At 64.6% G+C, this 25,079-nt stretch carries 22 protein-coding genes; 7 read left to right on the plus strand and 15 right to left on the minus strand.

Annotated features, from left to right (window positions below; all coding sequences use genetic code 11):
* Positions 1-325: 325 nt before the first annotated feature.
* The 3 genes from F8237_RS32470 (at position 326) to F8237_RS36535 (ending at position 4,154) form a co-directional block, all read left to right on the plus strand.
* The gene (locus F8237_RS32470; RefSeq protein ID WP_151650151.1) at positions 326-2,104 is read left to right on the plus strand and encodes a NirA family protein; all 1,779 of its coding nucleotides are present in this window, start codon (positions 326-328) and stop codon (positions 2,102-2,104) included.
* A complete protein-coding gene (locus F8237_RS32475) occupies positions 2,101-3,708 on the plus strand; it encodes a sulfite reductase subunit alpha (RefSeq protein WP_151650152.1) in 1,608 nt (535 codons plus the stop codon). The genes F8237_RS32470 and F8237_RS32475 overlap by 4 nt, the downstream gene beginning before the upstream one ends.
* Positions 3,709-4,001: 293 nt before the next feature.
* On the plus strand, positions 4,002-4,154 hold the full coding sequence (locus F8237_RS36535) for a hypothetical protein (RefSeq protein WP_167527503.1): 153 nt from the start codon (positions 4,002-4,004) through the stop codon (positions 4,152-4,154).
* 87 nt (positions 4,155-4,241) lie between these two features.
* On the opposite strand, the gene F8237_RS32485 is transcribed toward F8237_RS36535, so the two are convergent.
* From F8237_RS32485 to pxpB, 3 genes are read right to left on the minus strand one after another with little or no spacing between them, the layout of a single operon-like run.
* Complete coding sequence (locus F8237_RS32485) at positions 4,242-5,009, minus strand: LamB/YcsF family protein (protein WP_151650154.1); 768 nt, start codon at positions 5,007-5,009, stop codon at positions 4,242-4,244.
* A 32-nt stretch (positions 5,010-5,041) separates the two neighbouring features.
* A complete protein-coding gene (locus tag F8237_RS32490; RefSeq protein ID WP_151650155.1) occupies positions 5,042-6,079 on the minus strand; it encodes a 5-oxoprolinase subunit C family protein in 1,038 nt (345 codons plus the stop codon).
* Entirely contained in the window at positions 6,076-6,807 is a 732-nt protein-coding gene (pxpB, locus tag F8237_RS32495) for a 5-oxoprolinase subunit PxpB (RefSeq protein WP_151650156.1), read from the minus strand. The genes F8237_RS32490 and pxpB overlap by 4 nt, the downstream gene beginning before the upstream one ends.
* 248 nt (positions 6,808-7,055) lie before the next feature.
* On the opposite strand from pxpB, the gene F8237_RS32500 reads away from it, so the two are divergent.
* Positions 7,056-7,754: a ribonuclease activity regulator RraA gene (locus F8237_RS32500; protein ID WP_151650157.1), complete on the plus strand. Its 699-nt coding sequence runs from the start codon at positions 7,056-7,058 to the stop codon at positions 7,752-7,754.
* 25 nt (positions 7,755-7,779) lie between these two features.
* Positions 7,780-8,184 carry a (R)-mandelonitrile lyase gene (locus F8237_RS32505; protein ID WP_151650158.1) on the plus strand — a complete coding sequence of 135 codons (405 nt, stop codon included), beginning with the start codon at positions 7,780-7,782 and terminating at the stop codon, positions 8,182-8,184.
* A gap of 61 nt (positions 8,185-8,245) precedes the next feature.
* Here the strand turns inward: F8237_RS32505 and F8237_RS32510 are convergent, their stop codons facing one another.
* From F8237_RS32510 to F8237_RS32525, 4 genes are all read right to left on the minus strand, one after another.
* The gene (locus F8237_RS32510; protein ID WP_151650159.1) at positions 8,246-8,596 is read right to left on the minus strand and encodes a hypothetical protein; all 351 of its coding nucleotides are present in this window, start codon (positions 8,594-8,596) and stop codon (positions 8,246-8,248) included.
* 107 nt (positions 8,597-8,703) lie between these two features.
* On the minus strand, positions 8,704-10,482 hold the full coding sequence (locus F8237_RS32515; protein ID WP_151650160.1) for a glycosyltransferase family protein: 1,779 nt from the start codon (positions 10,480-10,482) through the stop codon (positions 8,704-8,706).
* A gap of 129 nt (positions 10,483-10,611) precedes the next feature.
* Positions 10,612-12,063 (minus strand): short-chain fatty acid transporter, encoded by a 1,452-nt coding sequence (locus tag F8237_RS32520; protein WP_151650161.1) that lies wholly within the window; start codon positions 12,061-12,063, stop codon positions 10,612-10,614.
* Between the two features lie 53 nt (positions 12,064-12,116).
* Complete coding sequence (locus F8237_RS32525; protein ID WP_151650162.1) at positions 12,117-15,503, minus strand: molybdopterin-dependent oxidoreductase; 3,387 nt, start codon at positions 15,501-15,503, stop codon at positions 12,117-12,119.
* A 124-nt stretch (positions 15,504-15,627) separates the two neighbouring features.
* Between F8237_RS32525 and F8237_RS32530 the strand changes: the two genes are divergently transcribed.
* The gene (locus F8237_RS32530; RefSeq protein WP_151650163.1) at positions 15,628-16,320 is read left to right on the plus strand and encodes a GntR family transcriptional regulator; all 693 of its coding nucleotides are present in this window, start codon (positions 15,628-15,630) and stop codon (positions 16,318-16,320) included.
* A gap of 1 nt (position 16,321) precedes the next feature.
* Here F8237_RS32530 and F8237_RS32535 read toward each other — a convergent pair whose 3' ends face one another.
* Both F8237_RS32535 and F8237_RS32540 read right to left on the minus strand, forming a co-directional pair.
* Positions 16,322-17,176 (minus strand): DUF2147 domain-containing protein, encoded by an 855-nt coding sequence (locus tag F8237_RS32535; protein WP_151650164.1) that lies wholly within the window; start codon positions 17,174-17,176, stop codon positions 16,322-16,324.
* A gap of 170 nt (positions 17,177-17,346) precedes the next feature.
* Positions 17,347-18,138, minus strand: coding sequence for a transporter substrate-binding domain-containing protein (locus F8237_RS32540; RefSeq protein WP_151650165.1), 792 nt, complete (start codon positions 18,136-18,138; stop codon positions 17,347-17,349).
* 113 nt (positions 18,139-18,251) lie between these two features.
* On the opposite strand from F8237_RS32540, the gene F8237_RS32545 reads away from it, so the two are divergent.
* Positions 18,252-18,749, plus strand: a complete 498-nt coding sequence (locus tag F8237_RS32545) for a DUF1993 domain-containing protein (RefSeq protein ID WP_151650751.1) — start codon at positions 18,252-18,254, stop codon at positions 18,747-18,749.
* Here F8237_RS32545 and F8237_RS36160 read toward each other — a convergent pair whose 3' ends face one another.
* The 6 genes from F8237_RS36160 to F8237_RS32575 form a co-directional block, all read right to left on the minus strand.
* The gene (locus F8237_RS36160; RefSeq protein ID WP_162006311.1) at positions 18,750-19,235 is read right to left on the minus strand and encodes a hypothetical protein; all 486 of its coding nucleotides are present in this window, start codon (positions 19,233-19,235) and stop codon (positions 18,750-18,752) included.
* Between the two features lie 167 nt (positions 19,236-19,402).
* Positions 19,403-20,392, minus strand: coding sequence for a hydroxyacid dehydrogenase (locus F8237_RS32555; RefSeq protein ID WP_151650166.1), 990 nt, complete (start codon positions 20,390-20,392; stop codon positions 19,403-19,405).
* Between the two features lie 35 nt (positions 20,393-20,427).
* On the minus strand, positions 20,428-21,528 hold the full coding sequence (locus F8237_RS32560) for an ABC transporter ATP-binding protein (protein WP_151650167.1): 1,101 nt from the start codon (positions 21,526-21,528) through the stop codon (positions 20,428-20,430).
* A 6-nt stretch (positions 21,529-21,534) separates the two neighbouring features.
* On the minus strand, positions 21,535-22,446 hold the full coding sequence (locus F8237_RS32565; RefSeq protein WP_151650168.1) for a carbohydrate ABC transporter permease: 912 nt from the start codon (positions 22,444-22,446) through the stop codon (positions 21,535-21,537).
* Positions 22,446-23,387, minus strand: coding sequence for a carbohydrate ABC transporter permease (locus F8237_RS32570; RefSeq protein WP_151650169.1), 942 nt, complete (start codon positions 23,385-23,387; stop codon positions 22,446-22,448). Before F8237_RS32570 ends, F8237_RS32565 begins: the two co-directional genes overlap by 1 nt.
* A 147-nt stretch (positions 23,388-23,534) precedes the next feature.
* Positions 23,535-24,875 (minus strand): ABC transporter substrate-binding protein, encoded by a 1,341-nt coding sequence (locus F8237_RS32575; protein ID WP_151650170.1) that lies wholly within the window; start codon positions 24,873-24,875, stop codon positions 23,535-23,537.
* Between the last annotated feature and the right edge of the window lie 204 nt (positions 24,876-25,079).

The raw sequence follows: 25,079 nt of genomic DNA on the forward strand, positions 1-25,079 counted from the left end.
TGCATTATTTTTGGGCGCGCGGGTCCAGCGGCTAAATTTTGAGCTGGCTGCCCGAATTTCGTGAGAGTTTCCGCCCGGAAGTTTGCGGAAGCCTCCGTAATCCACTGAAAATACATCGACTTTCAGATCATCGCAGCTGGCACGCAACTTGTATGTTGCAGTGCGGCCAGCTTGTCGCAGGTGCCTGCTGAGCCAAGTCCCACAGCAACGAAGCTGATTGGACCGTTGGGTGGCGAAGCAGGCTTTGGGGCCAGCTGAGTTCCTCGCGGATCGTTCTTCATTCCGTCGATCCACCCAGGTGGCCGCAGGAGCTTCGTTACCGACCATGAAAATCGATACGCTCTCAGTCGACTTTACCGACGAGCAGAAACGCTATCTCGAAGGTTTCACGACCGGTCTGCAGATCAGCAAGGTCGGTCGCGGTTTTGGCGGCGGCGGCAAGGCGAATGCCGAGCCTGTGGGTCCCGATGCCGTGCACATCAAGGCGCAGGACAAGGTCATCGCGTCGGGCAAGAAGCTTGCCGACCAGGAGAAATTCAAGCGCGACGAGCATCCCTTCGATGCCTATCCGCGGCTGCGCCAGCAGGCGGCCGACAACGCGCCGCCGAGCCCTGCGGACAATTTCCGCTGGCGCTATTACGGCATCTTCTACGTCGCGCCGACGCAGGATTCCTACATGTGCCGGCTGCGTATTCCCAACGGCATCATGAAGCACTGGCAGCTGTCGGGCCTCGCCGATCTCGCCGATGAGCTCTGCGGTCCCTACAGCCACGCCACGACGCGATCCAATCTCCAGCTGCGCGAGATCCCGCCGAAGAACGCTGTTCTGCTGATCGAGGGCATCCAGGACCTCGGCCTGTGCTCGCGCGGCTCCGGCGCCGACAACATCCGCAACGTCACGGGAACGCCGACGGCCGGCATCGACCCGCAGGAGCTGATCGACACGCGCCCCTATGCGCGCGAGTGGCACTACCACATCCTCAACGAGCGCTCGCTCTACGGTCTGCCGCGCAAGTTCAACGTCGCCTTCGACGGCGCCGGCAAGATCGCGGTGCTGGAAGAAACCAACGACATCGCCTTCACCGCGTATGAGGTGAAGGACGGGTTCGGCGTCGAGCCCGGAATCTGGTTCCGCCTCGGACTCGGCGGTATCACCGGCCACAAGGACTTTGCAAAATACTCCGGCATCATCGTCAAGCCGGAGCAGGCGACCGCCGTCGCTGATGCCATCGTGCGCGTGTTCATCGATCATGGCGATCGCACCAACCGCAACAAGGCGCGGCTGAAATATGTGCTCGACGCGATGGGCCATGACGGCTTCCTCAAGCTGGTCGAAGAGCGGCTGAAGACGCCGTTAACGCGCGTGCCGGAAGAGGCGTTTGCCCCACGGCCCGCGTCGAACCGCATGGCGCATATCGGCGTGCACAAGCAGAAGCAGGACGGCCTGAACTGGATCGGCGTGTCGCTGACACTCGGCAAGATGACCTGCGACCAGATGCGGGGCCTCGCCAAGGTCGCGCGCGACCTCGGCGACGGCGAGATCCGCCTGACCGTGTGGCAGAACCTGCTGATATCGGGCGTGCGCGACGAGAATGTCGAGCTCGCCATTGCCGCGATCAAGCAGATCGGACTCGCGGTCCATGCCTCGCATATCCGCGCCGGCCTGATCGCCTGCACCGGCAATGCCGGCTGCCGTTTCGCGGCCTCCAATACCAAGCGCAATGCGGCCGAGATCGGCGACTGGTGCGAGCCGCGCGTCGCCATGGACAAGCCGGTCAATATCCACGTCACCGGCTGCCACCATTCCTGCGCGCAGCACTACATCAGCGACATCGGCCTGATCGGCGCGCGCGTGCCTGTGAACGACGAGGACACGGTCGAGGGCTATCACCTGTTCACCGGCGGCGGGTTCGGTCCGGCCGCCGACGTCGGGCAGGAGGTCTATCACGACCTCAAGGCCGAGGACGCCCCGAAGACGGTCGAGGGTCTGCTCAAGGCCTACATCGCCCACCGCGCTTCGCCCGACGAAAGCTTCCTCGCCTTTGCGCGCCGCCATGACGGCGAGACGCTGCGCAAGCTTGCCGATGCACAGGTGTCCGCATGAACCAGATCACGCCTCCGCCGAAACTCGACATCATTCCCGCCAGCGCGCCGTTCTCCGACGCGCAGCGGTCGTGGCTGAACGGCTTCTTTGCCGGGCTGCTGTCGCCTGACGTGGCGACGCCGCTGTCAGCGGAGCAGGGCGCCGCGGTCATGCAAGCCGGTGACGGCGACGACGGCGAAGCGCCGTGGCACGACCAGACCATGCCGATCGCCGATCGGATGAAGCTCGCCGAAGGCCGGCCCGTGCGTCGCAAGATGATGGCGGCGATGGCGCAGCAGGATTGCGGCCAGTGCGGCTACAATTGCAACGACTATTCGGATGCGATCGCCAGCCGCAGCGAAGCGCGGCTCAATCTCTGCGTTCCCGGCGGCAAGGAAACCGCGCGGATGCTGAAGTCGCTGTACGAGGAGCTGGACAAGGCGCCGGCGGCCAAAGCGCCCGACAAGGCGGATGCGGTGGCGGCACCCGCCGTGACCGTGACGATCGCCGAGCCCGGCCGCTCCCGTGACAATCCGGTTGCGGCGACCTTCCTGTCACGGCGCCTGCTGAACAAAGGCGCCTCGGAGAAGGAAACCTATCACGTCGAGTTCGATCTCTCCGAGAGCAAGCTGGACTACGTCGTCGGTGACAGCTTTGGCGTGTTCGCGCGCAACGATGTCGGCCTCGTCGATCAGATCATCGCGCTGCTCGGTGCCTCCCATACCACCAAGGTCAACGGCAAGACGCTGCGCGAGGTGCTGACCGACGACGTCTCGCTGTCGCCGGCACCGGACTCCCTGTTCGAGCTGATCTCCTTCATCACCGGCGGTGCGCAGCGCGAGAAGGCGCGGGCGCTGGCGCAGGGCGAGGATCCCGATGGCGATGCCGCGACCCTCGACGTCATGGCGGCGCTGCAGAAGTTTTCCGGCACGCGGCCGCATCCCGAGGCCTTCGTCGAGGCGCTGGAGCCGCTCCAGCCGCGACTCTATTCCATCTCCTCCTCGCACAATGCAACGCCGGGCAAGCTGTCGCTGACGGTCGATTCCGTGCGCTATGTGATAGGCAAGCGCAAGCGCATCGGCGTCGCCTCGACCTTCCTCGGCGAACGCATCTCTGAGGGCGAGAAGCTCAAGGTCTATGTGCAGAAGGCGCACGGCTTCGGCCTGCCCGAGGATCCGAAGACGCCCGTCATCATGATCGGCCCGGGTACCGGCATCGCGCCGTTCCGCGCCTTCCTGCTCGACCGCAAGGCGACCGGTGCGCCCGGCAAGAACTGGCTGTTCTTCGGCCATCAGCGCAGCGATTGCGATTTCTTCTACCAGGAAGAGCTCAACGCGATGAAGATTTCGGGCCAATTGACGCGGCTGTCGCTGGCCTGGTCGCGCGACGGCGACAAGAAGTTCTACGTGCAGGACCGCATGCGCGAGGTCGGCCGTGAGCTGTGGACGTGGCTCGCCGCGGGCGCACATCTCTATATCTGCGGCGACGCCAAGCGCATGGCCAAGGACGTCGAGCGTGCGCTGGTCGATATCGTCGCCCAATTCGGCGCGCGCTCGACCGACGAGGCCGTCAGTTTCGTCGCCGAGCTCAAGAAGACCGGCCGCTTCCAGGCCGACGTCTACTAAGGCCCTGTGAGATCGCCTTGAATCGCCGGAGCGGAGCAATGCGCCGGCGGTGGCCGCCTACTGTGCATGGGGTTGTTTTCGGCTTTTTGAGTTGGATGACCCAAACAAGGCCCGAGTCGGTTCCAGTCGGCTCGGATTTTAACGAATAAGATTCTCGGAATTCAGAGGCGGGGAGAATTTGCTCCTGCGATCTGGCTCCTTCAGAGAACCCTCATCGCTATTTCCGCGACCGTCTTGCCCGCACCCCGGGTTGATCCTTCATATTCCCGCGAATGGGGCGTTGGAGATCGACCATGCGCGAACTATCGGCGGAAGCCAGGCTGCACTTCTACGCGCGCTCGCTCTCGCGCCGGACCGCGGCGAGCGTTCATCATGCCGCGCTCTACAGCGCGTTTGCGGTGATCGCGGCCATCGTGTTCGGCACGCTGTCGGTGCATCCGTTCTGAGTTGTCGTTCCGGGGCGGCGAAGCCGAACCCGGAACCTCGAGATTCCGGGTCTGATGCTTCGCATCATCCCGGAATGACGGCAAACCTCACCCGCGCTTGAACGGCGCCACTTCGATCCCCGCATCCTTCAACGCCTGACGCAGGGTGCGCGCGATCTCGACGGCGCCTTGCGTGTCGCCGTGGATGCAGACGGTATCCGTCCGCATCTTGATGACCTTGCCCGTCACCGACACCACCGCGCCGTCCTGCACCATGCGCACCACGCGGTCGGCAATCGCCTTGGCATCGTGCAGCACCGCGCCGGGCTTCTTGCGCGAGACCAGGTTGCCGTCGTCCTCATAGGCGCGGTCGGCGAACACCTCGTGCACCATCGGCAGGTTGGCGTCTTCGCCGGCCTTCACCAGCTTCGAATTGGCGAGCACGACGAAAATGAGATTGGGGTCGACCGCCCTGATGCCGGCGGCGATCGCCTTGGCGGTCATGTCGTCTTCGCAGGCGACGTTGGACAGCGCGCCATGCGCCTTCACATGCGTCACCTTGTGCCCGGCCGCGGTCGCGATCGCCTGCAGCGCGCCGATCTGGTAGGCGACGAGGTTCTCGATCTCGGAGGCCTTCATGCCCATGATCGGATGCCGGCCGAAGCCGTGCAGGTCGCGGTAGCCGGGATGGGCGCCGACCGAGACGCCGCGCGCCTTCGCGAGCTCAACCGTCCGGCGCATGATGTCGGGATCGCCGGCATGGAAGCCGCAGGCCACGTTGACCGAGCTTGCAAGGTCGATCATGGCGGAGTCGTTGCCCATCTCCCACGCGCCAAAACCTTCGCCGAGGTCGCAGTTGAGATCGATCGTCTTCATGGGGTGCTCTCCGCCTTGGGTCGTCTTGTCGTTTACGGCTCCACCGCGACCTGCCAGGTCCCGGCATCCACGGCGCTCACAGCATCGCCCGCAACGTTCGCATCGCTGAGCGCCTCGATATTGAGTTCGACGGTGTCGGACGAGCGCAGGCGATCGGGCAGGTCTTTGATGAGCCGCGTAAACTTGCGCGCCTCGTCCTGGGCCTCGGCCATCGTGACCTCTCGGAAGCGGAACGCCGTTCCCACCGAGGTCTGCGCAAGCCGGCCAACGTCGGCCGTGATCACGGTCGCGATCTTCGGGTAGCCGCCGGTGGTGCCGCGATCCATCATCAATGCGATCGGCGAGCCGTCGCCGGGCACCTGGATGCTGCCGATCACGGTGCCGTCGGAGACGATGTTGTGGCCGTGCAGATGCTTGATCGCGGGGCCCTCGAGCCGGTAGCCCATACGGTCGGAGGTCGCCGAGATCTTCCACTCGCTGTCCAGGAACAGCGCCTTGTTGGCGTCGTCGAACTCGTCGTCCTGCGGTCCCAGCAGGACACGGATCGGGCCGCTCACCGGCTTCGGCAATTCGATACGCAACTCCGGCGCGCCGCTCGCGGCATCGACGGTGAATTCGTCGCCAGCCTGGAGCGGGCGCGGGTAGGGGCTGCCGAGACCGGCCCGGGCATTCACCGCAAGACTGCCGAACACGAGCTCGCCCTTGATGGCGCCTTCGATCGCAAGATAAGTGAACGCACCGCCACGGGCAAAGCCCAGCGTCAGCGTCTCGCCGTCCTTCAACGTCACCGATGTATCCATTGCCACCGGTTTCCCGGCGACGTCGGCATTGCGCGGCGCGCCCGCGATCGCAACGCGCACAGCGCCGTCACGGGCGGTGAAGGTGGCGCCGAACGGGCCGATCTCGACAGCGGCTGCGAACGGCTCGTTGCCGAGAAGCGTGTTCGCGGCCGCCAGCGACAGCCGGTCCATCGCGCCGCTGACCGTGAGGCCGTAGCGCTGCGCGCCGTGGCGGCCGCCGTCCTGGACGGAGCTTGCCGGCCCAATGGAGGCGACGACGAGCCGGCTCATGCCATCACCTGCTCGGCGACGATCTCGCCGGCTTCGGCGGCGCGGTCGAGTTCCTCAAAGGTCTTGTGGTCGATGGCGAAAAACGTCACGCGATCACCGGGTTCGGTCAGGAAGGTCGGATTCCGGTGGAGCTGATAGGTCCGCACCGGCGTGCGGCCGAGCAGGTGCCAGCCGCTCGGCGCGGCCAGGCACTGGATCCCGGCCTGGATGCCGCCGATCGAGATCGTGCCGGCAGGCGTCAGCAACCGCGGCGACTGCCGCCGCGACATCTGCAGGGATTTGTCGAGGCCGCTGAGATAGGACCAGCCCGGCGTGAAGCCGATCATGGCAACCCGATAGTCGCCCCCGGCGTGGCGGGAGATGATGTCCTCGGGCGTGGTGTTCAGCGCCTTGGCGACATCCTCCAGATCGATGCCGTGCTCGCCGCCATAGGCGACGGGAATGCGCCAGCGCCGCGCCTTGGTGGCCGGCGGCAACGGCTGGCTGGCGATCGGGAGGATCTTTTCGCAGAGCGCGTCGAAGCCGATCTTGCCGGGGTCGTAGTGCACCAGCAGCGAGCGATAGGTCGGCACGGTCTCGGTGATACCGTCGATGGGGCTTGCCGCCAGCGCCTTGTCGAGCGCGAGCACGCGCTCGTTGGCGGCGTCGTCGATGGTGCGGCTGAACTCGACCGTGACGGCACTGTCGCCACTGGGCAGAAGGCGGGGCGGGGGAAGCGTCGCGGCCATGAGTTGTCGAAATCGGGCTGCTGGAGAAACGCGGGCTCATCCTTGAGTTCCGCGCTGTCCTGCTTCGCGTAAATGCGCCCGCAAGTCCAATAAATTAATGCAGGGGTCCGCGATAAAGCCTTGTTATCGCGTCGCATAACTGCGCTGCACCCCTGCGTTTCCAGTACCGTCTTGGCCCTTGACGGCAAGCGCCCGGCTCGCAAGATGCGCGGCGTTCTTTCCCGCCCATCCGGAGCTCGTTTTCGTCCATGTCGCTGTCCCCCGAAGCCCGCAAGACCCTCGCCGGCATCACCACTGCCACCATCACCACGGTCCTGCTGAAGAAGGGCCTGCGCAACGTCTGGATGCGCGGTGCGCGTCCGCTGCGCCCGGGCCTGCCGCGCCTGGTGGGACCGGCCTTCACGCTGCGCTTCGTGCCGGCCCGCGAGGATCTGGCGACCCCGGAATCCTGGTCGTCGCCGATCTCGACCCGCACCGCGATCGAGGCGATGCCCGAGGGATGCATCGCCGTGGTCGACGCCATGGGCATCACCGACGCCGGCATCTTCGGCGACATCCTCTGTGCCCGCATGATGAAGCGCGGCGTGACCGCGCTCGTCACCGATGGCGTGGTGCGTGACGTCGAGGGCGTGCTTGGGACCAACCTTCCGGTGTGGTGCGACGGCTATGCCGCGCCGCCCTCCGTCGCGGGCCTCACCTTTGTCGGCTGGGGCGAGCCGATCGGCTGCGGCGGCGTCGCGGTGTTCCCGAACGACGTCGTGGTCGCCGACCAGGACGGCTGCGTGCTGATCCCGCAGGCGATGCTCGACCACGTGCTCAACGAGGGCGTCGAGCAGGAACGGATGGAAGCCTGGATCGTCAACGAGGTGAACAACGGCGCGGCGCTGCCGGGCCTCTATCCCATGAACGCCGAGACCAAGGCGCGCTACGCCGCCAGCAAGAAGTAACCAGAACAGAAGCGAGGACGACCCCATGGAGATCACTGTCGCAGGCACGCGGCCGACCCGCCGCGCGCCCAAGGACCACTTCACCGGCACCGTGTTGCAGGACCCCGTGATCATGGCGCCCGCGCCGGCGCGGCTGAACTGCTCGCGAGTCACTTTCGAACCGGGCGCACGCACCAATTGGCACCATCATCCGCTCGGGCAGACGCTCTACGTCATTTCAGGCGTGGGTCGCGTCCAGACCAAGGGCGGTCCGGTGAAGGAAATCCGGCCCGGCGATACCGTCTGGATTCCACCGGGGGAACTGCACTGGCACGGCGCGACGCCTGACAACAGCATGTGCCACATCGCCATGCAGGAAGCGCTCGACGGCGTGTTCTCGACCTGGCTGGAGCCGGTTACGGATGCGGAGTATGGCGCGCCGCTGGGCTAGCTCTCGTGCCCCGGATGCAATGCAGCGCGTAAGCGGTGCATTGCTGATCCGGGGCCGAGATCTACTGCCGCTCCGCCGTCCATGTGCCCGTGCACATGGTGCCGCGCCAGGTGCCGGAGCCGGACGTGCCGCTCAGCCGGCCGAACCCGACCGCGCGCTTGATGCCGGTGCTCAGGGTGACATTGATGCTGCCGGCATCGGCCACCCGGCCCGACGCTGTCACCATGGCGCTGCTCGAGGCGATCTGACCGTTGTTGATGCCGATCGAGACAGTCGCGCCGTTGCCGCAGGTCTCGCTCGACGACGAGATCCGGACATTCCATGCGCCGTCGAACGTGCTGGCGCTCGCCTGCGCGGCCGGTAATGCGATGGCGACGATGGTGGCGAAAAGGCACTTGCGAAAGCCGTTCATGGCACGCCCCTTTGGTTGAGCCTGCGGAGATCGTGCCATCGGCGAGGGGCGGGCGATGTGAGAGGTGTCACGCCCCAGGAGGGCTCTGTGACGTAGCGCACCTTGGGTCAGCTCTTGATCCGATCGACGAGACGGGCGAGCAGGCGGGCTTTTCGGGGGGCGGGCGGCGGCTCCCGCTCGACCGCTGGCTCGGTCGAAACGGAGGCTTGCTCGGTCATCGAAAGCCTGCACAGCCCCAATCCGAGATCGCGCCTGTCATGGCTCAGTCCCTCGGCATAAGGCGAGGATGCGCCGTCAATTTCGAAGACGAAGTGCAGGACATCTCCGAGCTGTTCGGGCGCGGGAAGCAGTGCCGAGACCCAGCGCGGTTCACCGCCTCGTACTTCTGCCGGCGTGAACGTCCACTCCGCGATCGGTTCGTCGCCACAGTAAACGCGTACGCTGACGCCTTCGTGATCTTGCCTCGGCAAATGCGCAAAGGCGAACGCGTTGAGGAAAAGTTGTCGGTCCGGCTTCGCAGCGAGCTTCACCGATAGTTCAGCGCGGCCGCCAACGCTCCACGTGCCCCATGGTTCGGTGTCCGACCAGCCGTTCCCCATGAAGCCGCGTGAATCGAGCGCATCGCCGAAATCGATCTCCTCGCCAATTCCGTAGCCCGGCTCCATGTCGGGAGCGGTTTTGGCGAGTGACACCATGGTTTCGACGAAGCGCCGCAAACCGGTCTCCTCGGCCAGGCGCGGGGCGAGCTCTCGTGCCGCGGTGCCAAGCTGATGCGAATGCCCAAGACCTTCCAGAATGACGTCAGCCAGCGTCTGCGTCGCACGCTCTGCAAACGACAGGCCGACGCCGTAGCCCTCTGCGATCTTGTCGGCCATCCAGGTGCCTTCCGGCACGATCACAGGCTTGCCCAGGCTGGCGGCTTCCGTGAAGACGCCGGAGGTCAGAAATCGATACGGCTGCGCTTCGTAGGCCAACACGACCAGCGTCGATCGCGCGAGGTATCCAAAATATTCGCTCGTGCTCATTTGCAGAGGAAGAAGCTCGACCAGCGGATCGCTGCCAAGATCGAGCGTGGCGATGCTTTGCGCGATATCACCGGCCGGCTTGATCAGGAATCTGGTAGCGGGGGCGCGCGCGTGAACGCGCCTGATGGTCTCGCCGAGATCGGTCAGGCATCGGCCCGATCTGCCGTTGACGTGGACATAGACCGTTGAGTCCGCAGCTTCCGGCGCCGTGGTGACGTCCGGCGGCCTGCCGAAATGGTGCTGCATCATGAAGGGGCGCCGGCGAAGCACTCGGGAGACGGAGCGCGCCTTGGCCTTCGAGTTCACCAGGAAGAACACGCGCTCACGCGCTGAGGCATTGTCGAGATCAGCGGACGCCAGTCGGTAGAACGCGGCCCGGGGCTTGAAGCGCCCCGTGTCCAGGTCGGTCAATTCGTCGCCGATGATGCGGAAGAACACGGCCGGGCGCTTGCCGGCCGGTTGCTCCGCGAGCCACCTGCCGATGCCGCTGATGAGGACCGGGTGCCCTCGCGGAAAGTAAATGATGTCGGATGAATCGAGGCCTTCGGCATCGAGCCAGGACCGGAAGGGCGCGAAGAGACGGGCAGTGTCGGCAAATGTCACTGTGGACTGAACGAAATTCTCGACGCTGACCTCGAACGCCGGAAGCGGCTTCAGCACACGATCCGCCCCGATGTCCGCTGCAAGCCGCTCGTCAGTCGTGCAAAGCACCAGGATTCGGGGTGTCAGGCCGATATCAGAGCTTTCGTTCCTGAAATGCAGAAGCTCGTTGAATGAATGGCCTGATACGCCAAAGCTCGCAAAGGCCGGAATGACGATCCTGGGCCCGGCGGGACCTTTTCGAGCGGGTGGCGAAGTCATCAAGGGGCCCGGCAAACGTGCATGCGCTTGCGGATGTGTACGTCAATCCCCCAATTTCAGGAAGTTATTCGTAAGACCGCCGGCAGCGGGATCGAGTGAGATCCCGCCGCCGCTCGGCCATTTGCAGGCTCAGGGGAGAACCGGCGGATGATACGTAAACGTCGACATCAGGATCGCCGCCACGATCATCACGATCGGAAAATGGATCAGGAACTGGATCGACGTGTAGCCGATCAGATCCTTCGACTTCAATCCGAGGATCCCGAGCAGCGGCAGCATCCAGAACGGGTTGATGAAGTTCGGCAGCGTTTCGGCGATGTTGTAGACCATGACGGTCCAGCCCAGATGCGCCCCGACCGAATTTGCCGCCTTCATGATGTAAGGCGCTTCGATGATCCATTTGCCGCCTGCTGACGGAATGAAGAATCCGAGCACGGCGGAGTAGATGCCGACCAGGAAGGAAAACACGGTCGAGCTGGCGGAGGCATCGACGAACCAGTGCGCGATGGTGTCCGACAGCGTCACGCCTTTGGCGTTCGGCACCTTGGTGAGCATCTGGGCGATGCCCGCATAGAACGGAAATTGCAGCAGCACGCCCGACACGCTCGGCATCGCCTTGGAGAACGCTTCGAGCAGGCTGCGGGGACGCCAGTGCAAGAGGATGCCGAGGATCAGGAAGACGAAGTTGTAGGTGTTCAGGCCCGACAGCGTGATGAGCGGATTGCCGGACTGGAAGGTCTGCCACAGCCAGCCAAGGGCGAGGACGACGATCAGGATGGTCAGGATCGGGCTGAATTCGAGGAAGTCGCCGGGCCGGGCGGGAGCCTTCGGCTTGATCGTGTCGTCTTCAAGCGAGACGCCGAGGTCCTGCGCGGTTCGGGTCTCGGCCGCGTTGGGCGCGGTCAGATAGCAGATGACGGCCGACACGACCGTCACCAGGATCGTCGTGACCAGATTTTGCCAGGTCAGGATCGTCTCGGAAAACCCGATGACGCCGGTGATCGGCAGCAGCGAGCTCGGAATGCTGGCGGCGTTGGCCTGAAGCTGCGCGGCCGACGAGGTGATGCCGAGCGTGAAGCCGCAGCCGAGGCCGAGATAGCCGGCAGCTCCAGCGGCCCGGTAGTCGAGCTTGATGTCCGTGCGCCGCGCGATCTCGCGGACCAGCAGGCCGGAGAAGATCAGGCTGAGCCCCCAATTGACCAGCGACAGGAGAATGCTCAGCACCCCGACGAAGACCACGGCGCCGCGTCCGGTGGAGGGCACCGCGGCCAGGCGGCGCAGCGCGGCCGCGATCGGCGGCGACATCGCCACGACGTAACCTCCGATCGCGACCAGAGCCATCTGCATCGTGAATGGAATGAGATTCCAGAAACCGTCACCGAACGCACGGCTGACCGCGAGCGGGGAGCCGCCATGGACGATCGTGCCGATCGCGATGGCGATCACGGCGATCAGCACGAAGACATAGGCGTCCGGAAACCAGCGCTCGGAGAAGACCACCAGGCGCTGCGAGAATCTCGCGAGCAGATTGGTCTCGGTCGGTGTAGTCCCGTTGAGAGAGTCTCCGGAAACGGTCGTCATTATCAGCCCCCAATTTGACAGTGATGGTCGTGGTTGAAAGTCATGCGGCGTGGTCAGAGCGCGAGCGTGAGCTCGGACAGCGGGACCGCCTGACAAGTCAGGCAGTGCTCGGTCAAGCTGTCGCCGCCGCCGAGCTGTGCGACGCGGCCATCGACGATGCGCATGGCGCAGCTCTCGCACTGACCGACGCGGCAGCCGCTGGGCAGCGGCACGCCCGCGGCATGCGCGGCATCGAGCAGCGTGCCCAATTCAGGCGACCAGAGAAAACTCCTGTCGCTGCCGGCGAGGTGAACCGTCTGCGGCTCCAGCGTCGCAGGCACTTCGGGCGGCGATACGAAGGCTTCCGCAAAGATGTCGAAGCGGGCAACTCCGCGCTCGGCGAGCTGCGTGGCCATCGAAGACGTGAAGTCCGGCGAGCCGCAGAGATAGGCAAGGGGGCTTTTGGAGAGCAATGGATCAATGGCGGACAGGTCCAGCCGGCCGGCATGGTCGTAATTGTCGTGCAGCCGGTCGGATGGGCGAGGTGCCGTAAAGGCCGTAATGAGCTTCAACTGCGGCAGCAGCGCCCGGAGCTCCCGAAGCCGCGCGGCGAAAGGATGCTCGTTGCCATTGCGGCAGGTGTGGATCAGCAGGACGTCCTTGACGCGCTCGGCCGGCGTCATGGCGAGCAGCGCCTCAAGATGACTCATGAACGGCGTGATGCCGATTCCGGCCGCCAGAAAGATCAGGGGGCGATGGCTCTGCAATGGCGGGGTGAAGATCCCGCCGGGAGCTTCGAGCTGGACCTCGTCGCCAATCGCGAGGCGATGAATGTGTTCGGAGAGATGAAGGCCGCTGTCGGAATGCTGCTTCTTGACGGCGACGGACAGCACGTTCTCGCCGCCGGGTCCGATCAATGAGTAGGCCCGGGCGATGTTCACGCCCGGCAAATTCAGCAGGACGTGCTGCCCCGGCCGGTACGCGGGAAGCGCATCGCCGTCCTTCGGAGCAAGGTCGATGGCGACGACGTCATCGGCCTCGCGGCGGACGCTCGCGACTGAGAATGTGCGCCGCCCGGCCCAGCGCCCGCGGTTCGCGGCCTGGTCGCGCCTGATGTCGCAGAGCGTGGCGCGCAGAGGAACCGAGCCGCTGACCGGGTCGCGCGACGCGTCGCTCAATGCGTCGTTCATGTTCGACGTCGCGACGCCCGCGGACGGCGTCACGCCGAGTCCAAGCGGCGGACAACCCTCCCACCAGCCGAACTCGGCCAGCACGACGCGGTCGTCGAGCGCATCGTTCAGGCGGACCCGGAGCCGGACCTGACCGGATGGCGTTTCGACGATCGCCCAATCGCCGTCTTCGAGGCCCTGCCGCGTTGCGAGCGTCGTGCTGATCTCCACGGCGGGATCGGGCGATTTCCTGCGAAGCGATGCCACGTGCCGATGCGAGCTGTGGACGTACCAGCCGCTCTTGGCGGTCGTCAGCACCAGGGGAAACCGCTTGCCGGAGGTCGTCGCCATCGGACTCTCGGCCGGCTCGACGTGGCCCGCGAGCGGCGCATAGCCGTGATCGAGCATCAGCTCGGAATAGATCTCCACGCGCTGCGTCGGCGTCGCGAAACCGGCGATCGTCCCGTCGTTCTTCCTGTCGGCGTATTTTTCGTGATGGAATGGCTGAGGAAAGCGCATGCCCTCGGGCTGCTTACGCAAGTCGTCGACGGTGATGCCGAGCGTGGCCAATTGATAATTCCAGCCGGCACGAATGTCGCCGCCGAAGAACTGCTCCGCCATCCCCATGCGCACAGCCAGTTCCGCGACGATCTCGTAGTCGGCCTTGCTCTCGCCGTGCCGTGGCAGCATCCGCGGCCGGAACTGGATCGTCTCGACGGCCTCCTGCGTGATCTCGAAGCCGATCTTCAGCGCATCGCGTTCCCAGGGCATGCCGGCCGGCAGCACGATGTCGGCATTCTCCGCGGTCGGATTCATGAACATGTCGACATGGACATGGAAGTCGAGCGCGCGCAGCGCTTCGCGATTGCGCGAAGAGTGTCCCTGCGACACCACGAAGTTGGTGCCGAAGCTCATCAGCGCGTTGACGCGGTAGGGCTCGCCCTTGAGCACCGCGCGACTGAAATCGCGCGCCGTGATCCACCCGCGGCTCGGCGGCCCCAGCGGCAATTCGTCGAGGCCCAGCGCCTTCGCTTTCTGGCCCGGCGGCAGCAGGCTGATGTCGTTGACTGCGCGTGTCGGTGGCGGGACCGGCCAGACATTGCCGCCGGGCCGGTCGCAGGCACCGGTGAGGGCATAGAGCGTCGCAATGGCCCGCTCGGTGGCGGTCGCATTGGTGTGCTGACCGACGCCGGTCCACGAATGATAGGCGAGCTTCGGACTGTTCTCGAACAGCGCGCAGAACGCGGCGACTTTCGATTCATCGAGCCAGGTGGTCGCGGCGACGCTGGACGTCGTGTAGGAGGCAGCCTCGGCTGCGAGCCGCGAGAAAGCGGTTCTCGCGGCGATCACGCGTCCGCCCACGCCATCAAGCGTTGCCTCGGCGTCGAGGACGCAATTCGCCGGATCGAGCACCTCGACGCGCGGGTCGTGCGGTCGCGCCTTGCCGGATGGATCGATCACGACGAACGCGTCCGGCGACTGATCGGGCCACAGCTCGGTTGCCCGGACGAAACGTCCGGTGTGCGTGTCGACCAGAAACGGGCCGTTGGTCCAGCGCGTGACGAAATCCTGATCGTACGTGCCGGTTGCAATGAGATGCCGGATTGCCGCCATCGCCAGCGCCCCATCGGCGCCGGGACGGATGCGCAGCCAGAGGTCGGCCTGCTGTCCCGACCCGTTCGGCTTGGGATCGACGACGGCCACGCGCGCGCCGCGACGGCGCGCGTCCGCGATGCGGGTGGCCTGCGCAAGCCAGGTCCGCGCGGGATTGTGTCCCCACAGCACGATGGTGTCGGCTCTGTCGTAGTCGGGGAAGCCGATGCCGCGGCCGAACGTCAGCGCGTGGGCGAAATCCTTGTGCCAGCCGCAGACTTCGACGGCATAGATCAGGTTGGGACTGCCGAAACATCGGATGAACCGCTCGACCCATTCGAAGCTGTCGACCATGGGGGTGCCGCTCGGTGTCGTGACGGCGAACGCGACGGCTTCCGCGCCGGCAGTGCTGCGGATCCGCCCAAGCTTCTCGACAATCTCGCCGAGAGCTTCGTCCCAGGAAATCCGGACCCAGCCAGGGTCGGCGGCATCGCGCGGCGCCGTCCGGCGGAGCGGGTAGGTCAGGCGGCGCGGGCTATGCACCATCTCGGGCGCGGCGCGGCCCTTCGAGCACAGCGCGCCGCCGGTAGGGTGCGCCGGCGCATTCTCGACCGCGACCATGCGGCCGTTCTCGACCACGGTCGTCGAACCGCACCGCGAACGGCAGAGCGTGCAATAGCCGGGATAGCGTTCTGCCATGGACAGCCCAAGAGTAGTGCATTACAGTAATGCGCTACATGCTCGGCGATGGCACCTTCCTGGTCAAGTGCATTCTTTGGGCGGTGCTGATAGATCGAGCAGCAGGCGGCAAGTCGGAGGGGACATGGACCAGAATCTGCGCGAGCAGGTCGTGCAGCAGGTGCGCGCGGAAATCATTTCCGGTCAGAGCCTGCCCGGCACGATGTATTCGGTTCCGACCTTGGCCGCGAGCCTTGGCGTGTCATCGACGCCGGTCCGCGAAGCGCTGCTGGAGCTGAGCCGCAGCGGCCTGATCGAGCCCGTCCGCAATCGCGGCTTCAGGGTTGTCGAGCCGACCTTGATGGAGCTTCGCAACCTGTTCGATCTGCGCGACGTGCTCGAGCTCCATGCCGCGTCATTGGTTGCGCGCAAGCCTGACAAGGATCTGAGTGAGCTTTATCCGTGGGCCGAAGCCATCGCGCGCGCGGTCAAGACCGAGGATATCGGGCTCTACATCGAGGCGGACCGAACCTTCCATCGCTTGCTGACGGACGCCGCGGGCAATCCGCGCCTGACCGAGATGGTGATGGGATTGCGCGACCAGATGCGGCTGTACGGGATCAATTCACGCGCGGGCCTCGCGCGTCAGAACGACTCGGCTCCCGAACACTTCCGGATCATCGAGCTGGCAAGCGCGGGCAAGGAGGAGGCGCTCACCAATCTTCTGCGCCATCACATCCGCGCCTGGGAGCCGATCTTCGTCGAAGCGCTCTCCCAGGTCGGGGCTGGTCGCGAACCGATCGCTGCCGCCCGCAAGCGGCAGTTCTCGCCAACTTAGCTCAGTTCACCCGCGTCCAGGTCTGGCCGCCGCAGAACATGCCGCCGAAGGCGCAGCCCTGCACGCGGAGCCGATCCGTGCCCTTCATCGCGATCGTCGAATCGTAGGTCGATCCGGTGTTGGGATCGAGGATGCGGCCGGACCATTTCTGCTCCTTGCCGGGCTTCATGTTGATCAGGACCTGCTCGCCGTTCTGGTTCGATTTGCTGTCGACCGAATAGCCGCAGAGATTGTTGCCGCACTGCTCGATGCGGACCTTGCCTTCCTTCTCCTCGGTGAGCCAGATGCCGAGCGGTGAATTGAGGTCGCGGGTCGGCGCGGCTGCGGGCGCCGGCGGGGCGACGGCGGCGGACTGAACCGGGGCAGGAGGCGGAGGTGGCGCCGCGGGCGCGGTGGCTGCAGTCGGAGCGGGCGGCGGCACGGCGGGAGCCGCCTGCTGCTCGGCCGGAGCGGGGGCCGGGGGAGGCGCGGGCGGTGGCAGCACGGCCGTTTCGGCGGGAGCATTGCTGGCGGTCGCTGCCGGAGGCGGCGCGGGTGCGGGCGGAGCTGGCGGCGGCACTGCAGCGGTTGGTGCGGGTGCCTGTTCTGCTGCCGGAGGTGCTGCGACAGGCGCCGGTGCGGCCGGCGCTTGCGGATTGGCTTTGGCCTGCTGCGGCGTCTGCTGGCCCGGGGTCGTCTCGTTGTTCTTGGTCTTCTTGGCCTTGCCCTGGCCGGTGTTGTCATACACCCCGGGGATCTGCACCGTGCCACGGTCCGGATCGATGCGGATGGTGCGTCCGCCATATTCGAAGGTGTACTGCGCCTGGGCAGCTGTGCTTGCCAAAAGGAATGCGGCCGCGGCCAACAGCTTCCTCATTTCGCTCTCCTGAACAGGTGGTCCCCGCACCGAGGCTTAGGCCCCGGTTCGATCGCAAAAAGTGATCTAGATCACTGTTGTCCGTATGAGTCGTCGTCCGGTGGTTCCGGGTTCAATACGCTCGGAGCGGGTCCAAAGTTTGGCCGGGGCAAGCGGCAGGAGGACGCAGCCTAATCGAACCAGGCGGCGTAGATCTTCCTGTAGCTGCCGTCCTCCATGGAGATGTGCAGCCACTGGTCGACGAAGGCCTTCAGCGCCACGTCGCGCTGGAGCCAGTAGGCTTTCTCGGAGAAGTCGAACGGCTTTTCGGGATGCACCGCGCAGAGCACGCCGGAATGCTGCTTCTGCTGGTAGCGGGTCTCGGAGGCGTCCGTCATCATCAGGTCGGCATTGCCCTTGGCAATCTCGTCGAAAATCACGGTGTTGTCCGGGAAGACGGTGATGTCGGCGTCCTTGATGTTGGCGCGCGCGAAGCGCTCATTGGTGCCGCCGGGATTGACGATCACGCGGGTGCCCTTCTTGTCGATGTCGGGAAGCGTCTGGTATTTGCCGACATCGGCGCAGCGCGTGATCGGCGTCTTGCCCTCGCGCATGATCGGCGTCGAGAACAGGCCCTTCTTCTGCCGGTCGAGCGTGACCGAGACGCCGCCCATCGCGATGTCGAACTGGTCCGCCTCGAAATCCTTCATCAGTTTCGGCCAGGCCGTCGGCACGAATTCGACTTTGACCCCGAGCGCCTTGCCCAAGGCTTCCGCCATGTCGACGTCGAAGCCGCTGAACTGCTGCGTGGCCTTGTCGAGATAGGTGAACGGCTTGTAGTCGCCGGTCATGCCGACGCGCAGGGTGCCGCGCTTGACGATCTCGTCGAGGCGGGAGGGCGCCTGCTGTGCGTGAGCCGAAAGGTTTGCCAGCAACGCCACGGCCAAAGCCGCCAGGATTCGAACAGGCCTTCGAACGATCATCTCTTTTCCACCCCTGCGCGAGCTGTCATTGTGCAGCTCTTGGTGTGGGATTTAGATCAGATGTCACCCGCTGGCGAGATGGAATTGAGAGGAATTTTGAAGTGGCGATCTCGATGTACGAGGCCTCGGTCGGTCTCTTCGTGCCGTATCTGCGCAACCTGTCCGCACTGCTCGACAAGGGCGTTTCCTACGCCGAGGCCCGCAAGTTCAATCCTGCCATTCTGCTGGGGATGCGGCTGTCGCCGGACATGTACGATCTGGCCCAGCAGATCGGCGAAGCCTGCCGCCACGCGACGGTCGCGCCGGCCCTGCTGGCGGAGCGCGAGCCGGTGGCGCTGCCGGCGCTGGAACACGACATGGCCGGGCTTCAGGCGCGCATCGCGACGTCGATCGAGTTCATCGAAAACCTGCCGCGCGCCGCGATCGATGGCGCGGCGGAGCAGCAAGTCTTCTTCAGGCTGAAGAACGGGACCGAGCTGCCCTTTACCGGGCGGACGCTGCTGCTGACCTTCAGCGTTCCGCAATTTTTCTTTCACGTCACGACGGCCTACGACCTGTTGCGGCACGCAGGCGTCGAGCTGGTGAAGAAGGATTATCTGGGCAGGAAGTAGTTACGCTTCGCCCTTGCGCTCGTAGTCGGCGAGCGAGCTGCGGCCGGCGATCTCGCTGCGCAGCAGCTCGAAACGCCGATGGGCTTCTTCCTCGTGGGCATCGACGAACTGCACGGCGGCCTCGCTCGTCATCGGGCCGCTGATCACGGGCGCGGATTGCTCGCCGATGGTCTCGTGAACGTAGTACTGGCTGTCGTCGCCACGATGGACCGTCCATTTCAGGCGGATCGCCACCATCGGCCCGGGACCGACCTTGCTGTAGCCGTCGGCGTCGGTGTGGTCCGGCACCAGCGGTTGCTCTTCGACCACGGGATGCTCGTCGATGACTGCATGATGTTCTTCATGCTGTTCGGCCGGCTGCTCGCCGACGACGTACTCGGTCTCGCGGATGATTTCCGTTTCGCGGACGACGAGGGCCGGCTCGGGATGCTCCAGGATGCTGGCGATGGTCGCCAGCGCGTGGTCGGTCGGGTCGATCTCTGACAAGGGGCCATCCTCCAGCTCGACGCGGCCGGCAAGTCTGTCCCACTGCCGCCGCGGCCGGGTCTATTACGCGGGTTTGATTAAGGCTGAGTTTGGGCTCGATCTGCACCAAAATGGGACGCATTCTGGCGCTCCGAAGGCGGGCAGATGGGCCCGCCTTCGGGGCTGCCTTAGCCCAGCACGTCCTGATTGATGATGTTCTGCCGGATCGGATCGCCATCCAGCACACTCAGGATGTTGCGTGCGGTCTGTTCGCTCATGCGGCTCACTGCCTCGACCGTCACGCCGGCCACGTGCGGAGCCATGATGACGTTGGGGAGCGCGAACAGCGGGTTGCTGACCGGAGGCGGCTCCGCCTCGAACACGTCGATGCCGGCGCCGGCAAGCTTGCCGGAGACCAGCGCGTCGTACAGTGCCGCTTCCTTCACGATGCCGCCGCGCGCGGTGTTGATGAGATAGGATTTCGGCTTCATCCGGCCGATCCGCGCGGCGTCGAACAGGCCGACGGTTTCCGGCGTCTTCGGGCAGTGGATGGTGACGAAATCGGCATTGGGCAGCGCGGCGTCGAGATCGGCGACCGGCTCGCAACCGGCGGCCTTGATCTCGGCGGCGGGCTTGTAGGGATCGTAGACCTGGACCTTCATCTCCATCGCCTGGCAGCGCTTGGCGGTCCGGGTGCCGATGCGGCCGAAGCCGATGATCAGGACCGTCTTGCCGTAGAGGTCGAACGGCAGCATGCCGAGCCGGTTCGCCCATTGGCCGTCCTTGACGCAGGCGTGCATCTCATTTGCGCGCTTGGCCAGCGTCAGCATCATGAACAGTGCCTGCTCGGCGACCGAAGGCGAGTTCGCGCTGCCGGCGACCATCAACGGCACCTTGCGGCGGGAGAGGGCGGGCACGTCGACGGCGTCGTAGCCGACGCCGATGCGGGTGACGACCTTCATGTCCCTGGACGCCTCGAGCTCGGTCTCGCCGAAGGCGGTGGCGCCGAGCGCCACGCCATGGACCGGCGCATGACTCTTCAGCAAGGTCTCGAAGTCCTTCGCCGAGATCAGGTTCGGAAACTCGACGAGCTCGATATCGTCCCGCTGGGTGAGGAGGGCGCGTGCCCCTTGCGACAAAGTTTGTGTAACGAAAATCTTCTTCTTGTTGGTCGCCATCACTCCCCGCCTGCTTCAAGTTTCTTGAGCCGGCGTCACAACACGACGCCGGTCTCCTCGTTTAGCAGGTGCATGTTGTTGAGGTCCATCGCCAAACGCATGGAAGCCCCGTCCGCAGCGCCGGCATTGGGATCGACGCGGCCGCAGACGGGGGTGCCGTCGAGGGCGAAATAGACCAGCGTCTCCATCCCCATCGGCTCGGTGACGTCGAGCACGGTGTCGAAGGTTTCTTCGCCGGGCTCGAGGTGCGCGTGGGCCTCGGTGAGATGTTCGGGCCGGATGCCGAGCAGCAGCTTGTCGGTGCGCGGCAGTGCATTGTAGCGCGCCGCGCGGGCCGGCGGCAGCGGGAAGGCGATGCGGTCGCTGAGGCGGATCTGCAGCGTGCCGCCGGCATCCTCGAGCCGGCACGGGATGAAGTTCATCGCGGGTGAGCCGATGAAGCCGGCGACGAAGCGGGTCGCGGGCTTGTGGTAGAGTTCGTTCGGCGTGCCGATCTGCTCGATGCGCCCCTTGTTCATCACCACGACGCGATCGGCCAGTGTCATCGCCTCGACCTGGTCGTGGGTGACGTAGACGGTTGTGGTGCGCACCTTCTGGTGCACCTTCTTGATTTCGATCCGCATCTGCACGCGCAGCTTGGCGTCCAGATTGGACAGCGGCTCGTCGAACAGGAAGACCTTCGGGTTGCGAACGATGGCGCGGCCCATGGCGACGCGCTGGCGCTGGCCGCCGGACAACTGCTTCGGCTTGCGGTCGATCAGGTCGGTGATGTCGAGCAGGCGGGCGGCTTCCGTCACTCGCGCCTTGATCTCGGCCTTGGGATAGTGCTTCAGGCGCAGCCCGAACGACATGTTCTCCGCGACCGTCATGTGCGGATAGAGCGCGTAGTTCTGGAACACCATCGCGATATCGCGGTCCTTCGGCGGCACGTCGTTGACGACGTCGCCGCCGATCATGATGTCGCCGTCGGTGATGTCTTCGAGCCCTGCGATCATCCGCAGCGTCGTCGACTTGCCGCAGCCGGAGGGGCCGACCAGCACGATGAACTCATGGTCTGAAATGTCGAGATCGATGCCGCGCACGGCCTCGACGTCGTCATAACGCTTGATGACTTTCCGCAGAGCAACTTCGGCCATACGATATCAACCCTTTGTCGCGCCGGCGGTCAGGCCGGCAATGTAATAGTCCATCAGGAAGGCGTAGATGATCAGCGGCGGGGCCGCGCCGAGCAGTGCCCCGGTCATGATCTGCCCCCAATTGAAGACATCGCCCTTGATCAGCGTGGTGGTGATGCCGACCGGCAGCACGAGCTGGTCCACTGACGTCGTGAATACCAGGGGATAGAGGAACTGGGCCCAGGACACCGTGAAGGCGAAGATGGTCGCGGCGATCAACCCGGGCAGGGCCACGGGAATGAAGATTCGCGTCAGCGTCTGGAGCCAGGAGGCGCCGTCGATCAGTGCGGCCTCGTCGAGTTCTTTCGGGATCGAGGCAAAATAGCCGATCATGATCCAGGTGCAGAACGGCACCGTCAGGGTCGGATAGATGAAAACCAGCACGTACCACCGGTTCAGCAGCGTGATGCCGGTGAACTCCTGGACAACAGCGAGCATCTTGAACAACGGAATGAACAGCAGGCTGTCCGGGATGAGATAGGTCAGGAACACGCCGGTCGCGAGCGTCGCCGAGCCCCAGAACTTCATCCGCGCCAGCGCGAACGCCGCGGGGATGCTGATCAGCATCGTCACGATGACGACGATGATCGAGATCATCGACGAGTTCCAGAAGAAGCCCAGGAACTGGTTCGAGGTCAGGAGCTCGACATAGTTCGACAAGGTGGGATGAAACACCCACCAGGGATTGGTCGCTGCCGAGATCTCCGCGCTGCTCTTGAGCGAGGTGATCAGCATGTAGACCGGGGGCGTCAGGAAGAAGATCGCGAACAGCACCAGAAAGAAATAGGACCAGCGCAGTGCCCAGGTGCGGTCCCGGCTCATGCTTCGAAGCTTGACCTTGCGCGACGGTCCGGCCTTGTCGATTGCGAGCGTGCTCATCAGGCTTCGTTCCCACGTTTGTTGACATCGCGCAGGATGAAGATCGCTGCCACGGCGAGGATCGGCACCATGAACAGCGAGACGCAGGCGCCGAGCGGAATGTCGCTGCTCTGGATGCCGACCTGGAACGCCCAGGTGGCGAACAGATGTGTCGTGTCCAGCGGTCCGCCCGAGGTCAGGATGCGCACGATGTCGAAATTGGCGAAGGTGACGATCAGCGAGAACAGCGTGGTGATGGCGATGATGTTGCGCATCATCGGAAGGGTGATGTGCCAGATCTTCTGCCACCAATTGGCGCCGTCGATCGACGCCGCTTCGTAGAGCTGGTCAGGCACGGATTTCAGCGCGGCCAGATACATGATCAGGAAGAACGGCGCGCCGTACCAGACGTTGACCAGGATCACGGAGAAGCGTGCCCAGAAGGTGTCGCCGAGCCAGGGGATCGGACCGACGCCGAAGAAGGACAGTGTGTAGTTGAAGGCGCTGTAGGATGGGTCGAACAGCCATAGCCAGGCCAGCGTGCTCATCGCCGGCGGGATCACCCAGGGCACCAGCAGCATGCCACGCCATTTGCGTTGCTTCTTGCCCGGAATGTTGTGGACGAAGTGCGCGACGATGAACCCGATCAGCGCCTTGAAGATCACGGCGGTGACGGCGAAGATGCAGGACTGCTTCACCACCATCCAGAACGTCTCGCGCTTGAACAGGAAGGTGAAATTGCCGAGGCCGACGAATTTCGTCATCGCCTTGTTCAGCGTCGCCAGATAGAGCGAGTAAAAGGCGGGATAGAGCACCAGAAGCACGATCAGCAGGATCAGCGGCAGCGTCAGGAAGAACGCCACGGTCGATTTCCGCCCCAGCACATTGCGCAGGCTCGTACCTCTTTTGCGCGGAGTGGCAATACGGGCGAGGCGGCCTTGCTCAACGACGACATCAGCCATGAGTCAAACTCTCTGAGGCAAACGTTTTCAACGAAGGTTCAACGGTGAAGCCGGCAACCGCTCGGCTTCACGGCACGCGGACTGAATCCGGATGCACCTCGGCGGCGCATGCCCGAAGGCATGAACCGCCATGGCACACACCCGGCCTCAACTCCGCATGAAGCCTTCACATTCGCTTTCAGCCCACGCGAGCGCGGTTTCCAGCTTCTCGCCCTTCGCGTAACGCAGCGCCAACTTGGTCAGCGTCGCCTGGAAGTAGATCTGTTGTGCGATCTTGGGCGGGGCAGGCGAGGCCGCGATCGAAAGCGTCTGACGGTGATGCGGATCCGGATAGCTGTAGAGCGTACCCTTCGGCGGCCCTTCCTCCGCCCATGTCTTCAGCTTCGTCATGTTCGCGTAGGCTGGGAGATCGTAGCCGCCGCTCGCGGCGACGAATTTCTCGATTGCGGATGGCGATGACAGATGAACGAGCAGGCTCTTGGCGGCCTCCTTGTTCTTGCCGAAACTCCAGACGCCCCAGAAGTAGGGCAGGAAGGGCGCGAAGCGGCCTTTCGGACCCGCCGGCATGCCATGCGTCCAGCACTGTTCGGCAACTTGCGGGGCATCGCGCTTGGCGACCGCCCATGCGCTCGGCGGGTTCAGGATCATCGCGCCACGGCCCGAGATCAGCCATTTGTTGTTGGACGCGTCGTCCCAGGAGGGAGCGTCCGTCGGAAGAACGGCGATCAGCTTCTTGTAATATTCGAGGGCTTCGCGCACCGCGTCGGTCTTCACGGTGATGTCGCCCTTGGCATTGACGAGCTCGGCGCCGTACGACTGGAAGATCGCGCCGGCCGTATCGACGCTGTCGGTGGTTTCGCCGAGGCCGATCCCGAATGGGACGCCGGCCTTGTGACAGGCTTCGGCGGCCTTGAGAAAGGCCTCCATGGTCCACTTCTCATCCTTCGGCGCGCTGCCGACCGGATACATCTCCTGAACGTCGATGCCGGCATGCTTCTTCATCAGGTCGATGCGCGAGCAGGGACCTTTGATCTGGCTGCCAGGCGTCGCCGGCACCGCGAGCCACTTGCCGCCGGACTGTCCGAGATATTTGACGGTGCCGTTCACCTCGCCATTCTGCTTGATGAGCGGCTCCATGACGTCGTTAAGCGGCTCGAGATTCTCCGAATAAGCGTGCGGCCACCAACTCGGCATCTGGAGAATGTCGTGACCCGACTTGGCTTGCGCTTCGGCCGCCGCGGTAAGCTCGATTTTCTTGTTGTTGCTGGTGATGTAGTCGATGGAAACCTCGACCTTCTCCTTCTCGCCCCATTCCTTGACGAGCGCGGTGGAGGCATCGTTGGCGCCGGGGACCCAATGGTCCCAGAAGCCGATCGAGAGTTTGCCGGCGGCGTAAGCGCCTCGGACATAGGGCGCCGCGATCAGCGCCGTGGAGGACATTGCAGTGGCAGCAACAAATTGACGTCGCGTCAGTGTCTTGCGTGACATCTCGTTTCCTCGCTTGGGTGTTTTATTGTTCTGGCGTTTCCTTTGAATTCCCGAGTTTGCTTCTTGCTTTTGTTGTTGGCGTTTCTTCGTGCCGTTTCTTGTTGATGCCGTCACCGCGCGGCAAATCACGCGAGGCGCAGCGAATTGGTAGCGCGATCAGATCATGATTGATCGCCTCTGTCGAGGAAGCCGAACGCGCGCCGT

It is taken from the genome of Bradyrhizobium betae (assembly GCF_008932115.1).
GTDB lineage: Bacteria > Pseudomonadota > Alphaproteobacteria > Rhizobiales > Xanthobacteraceae > Bradyrhizobium > Bradyrhizobium betae.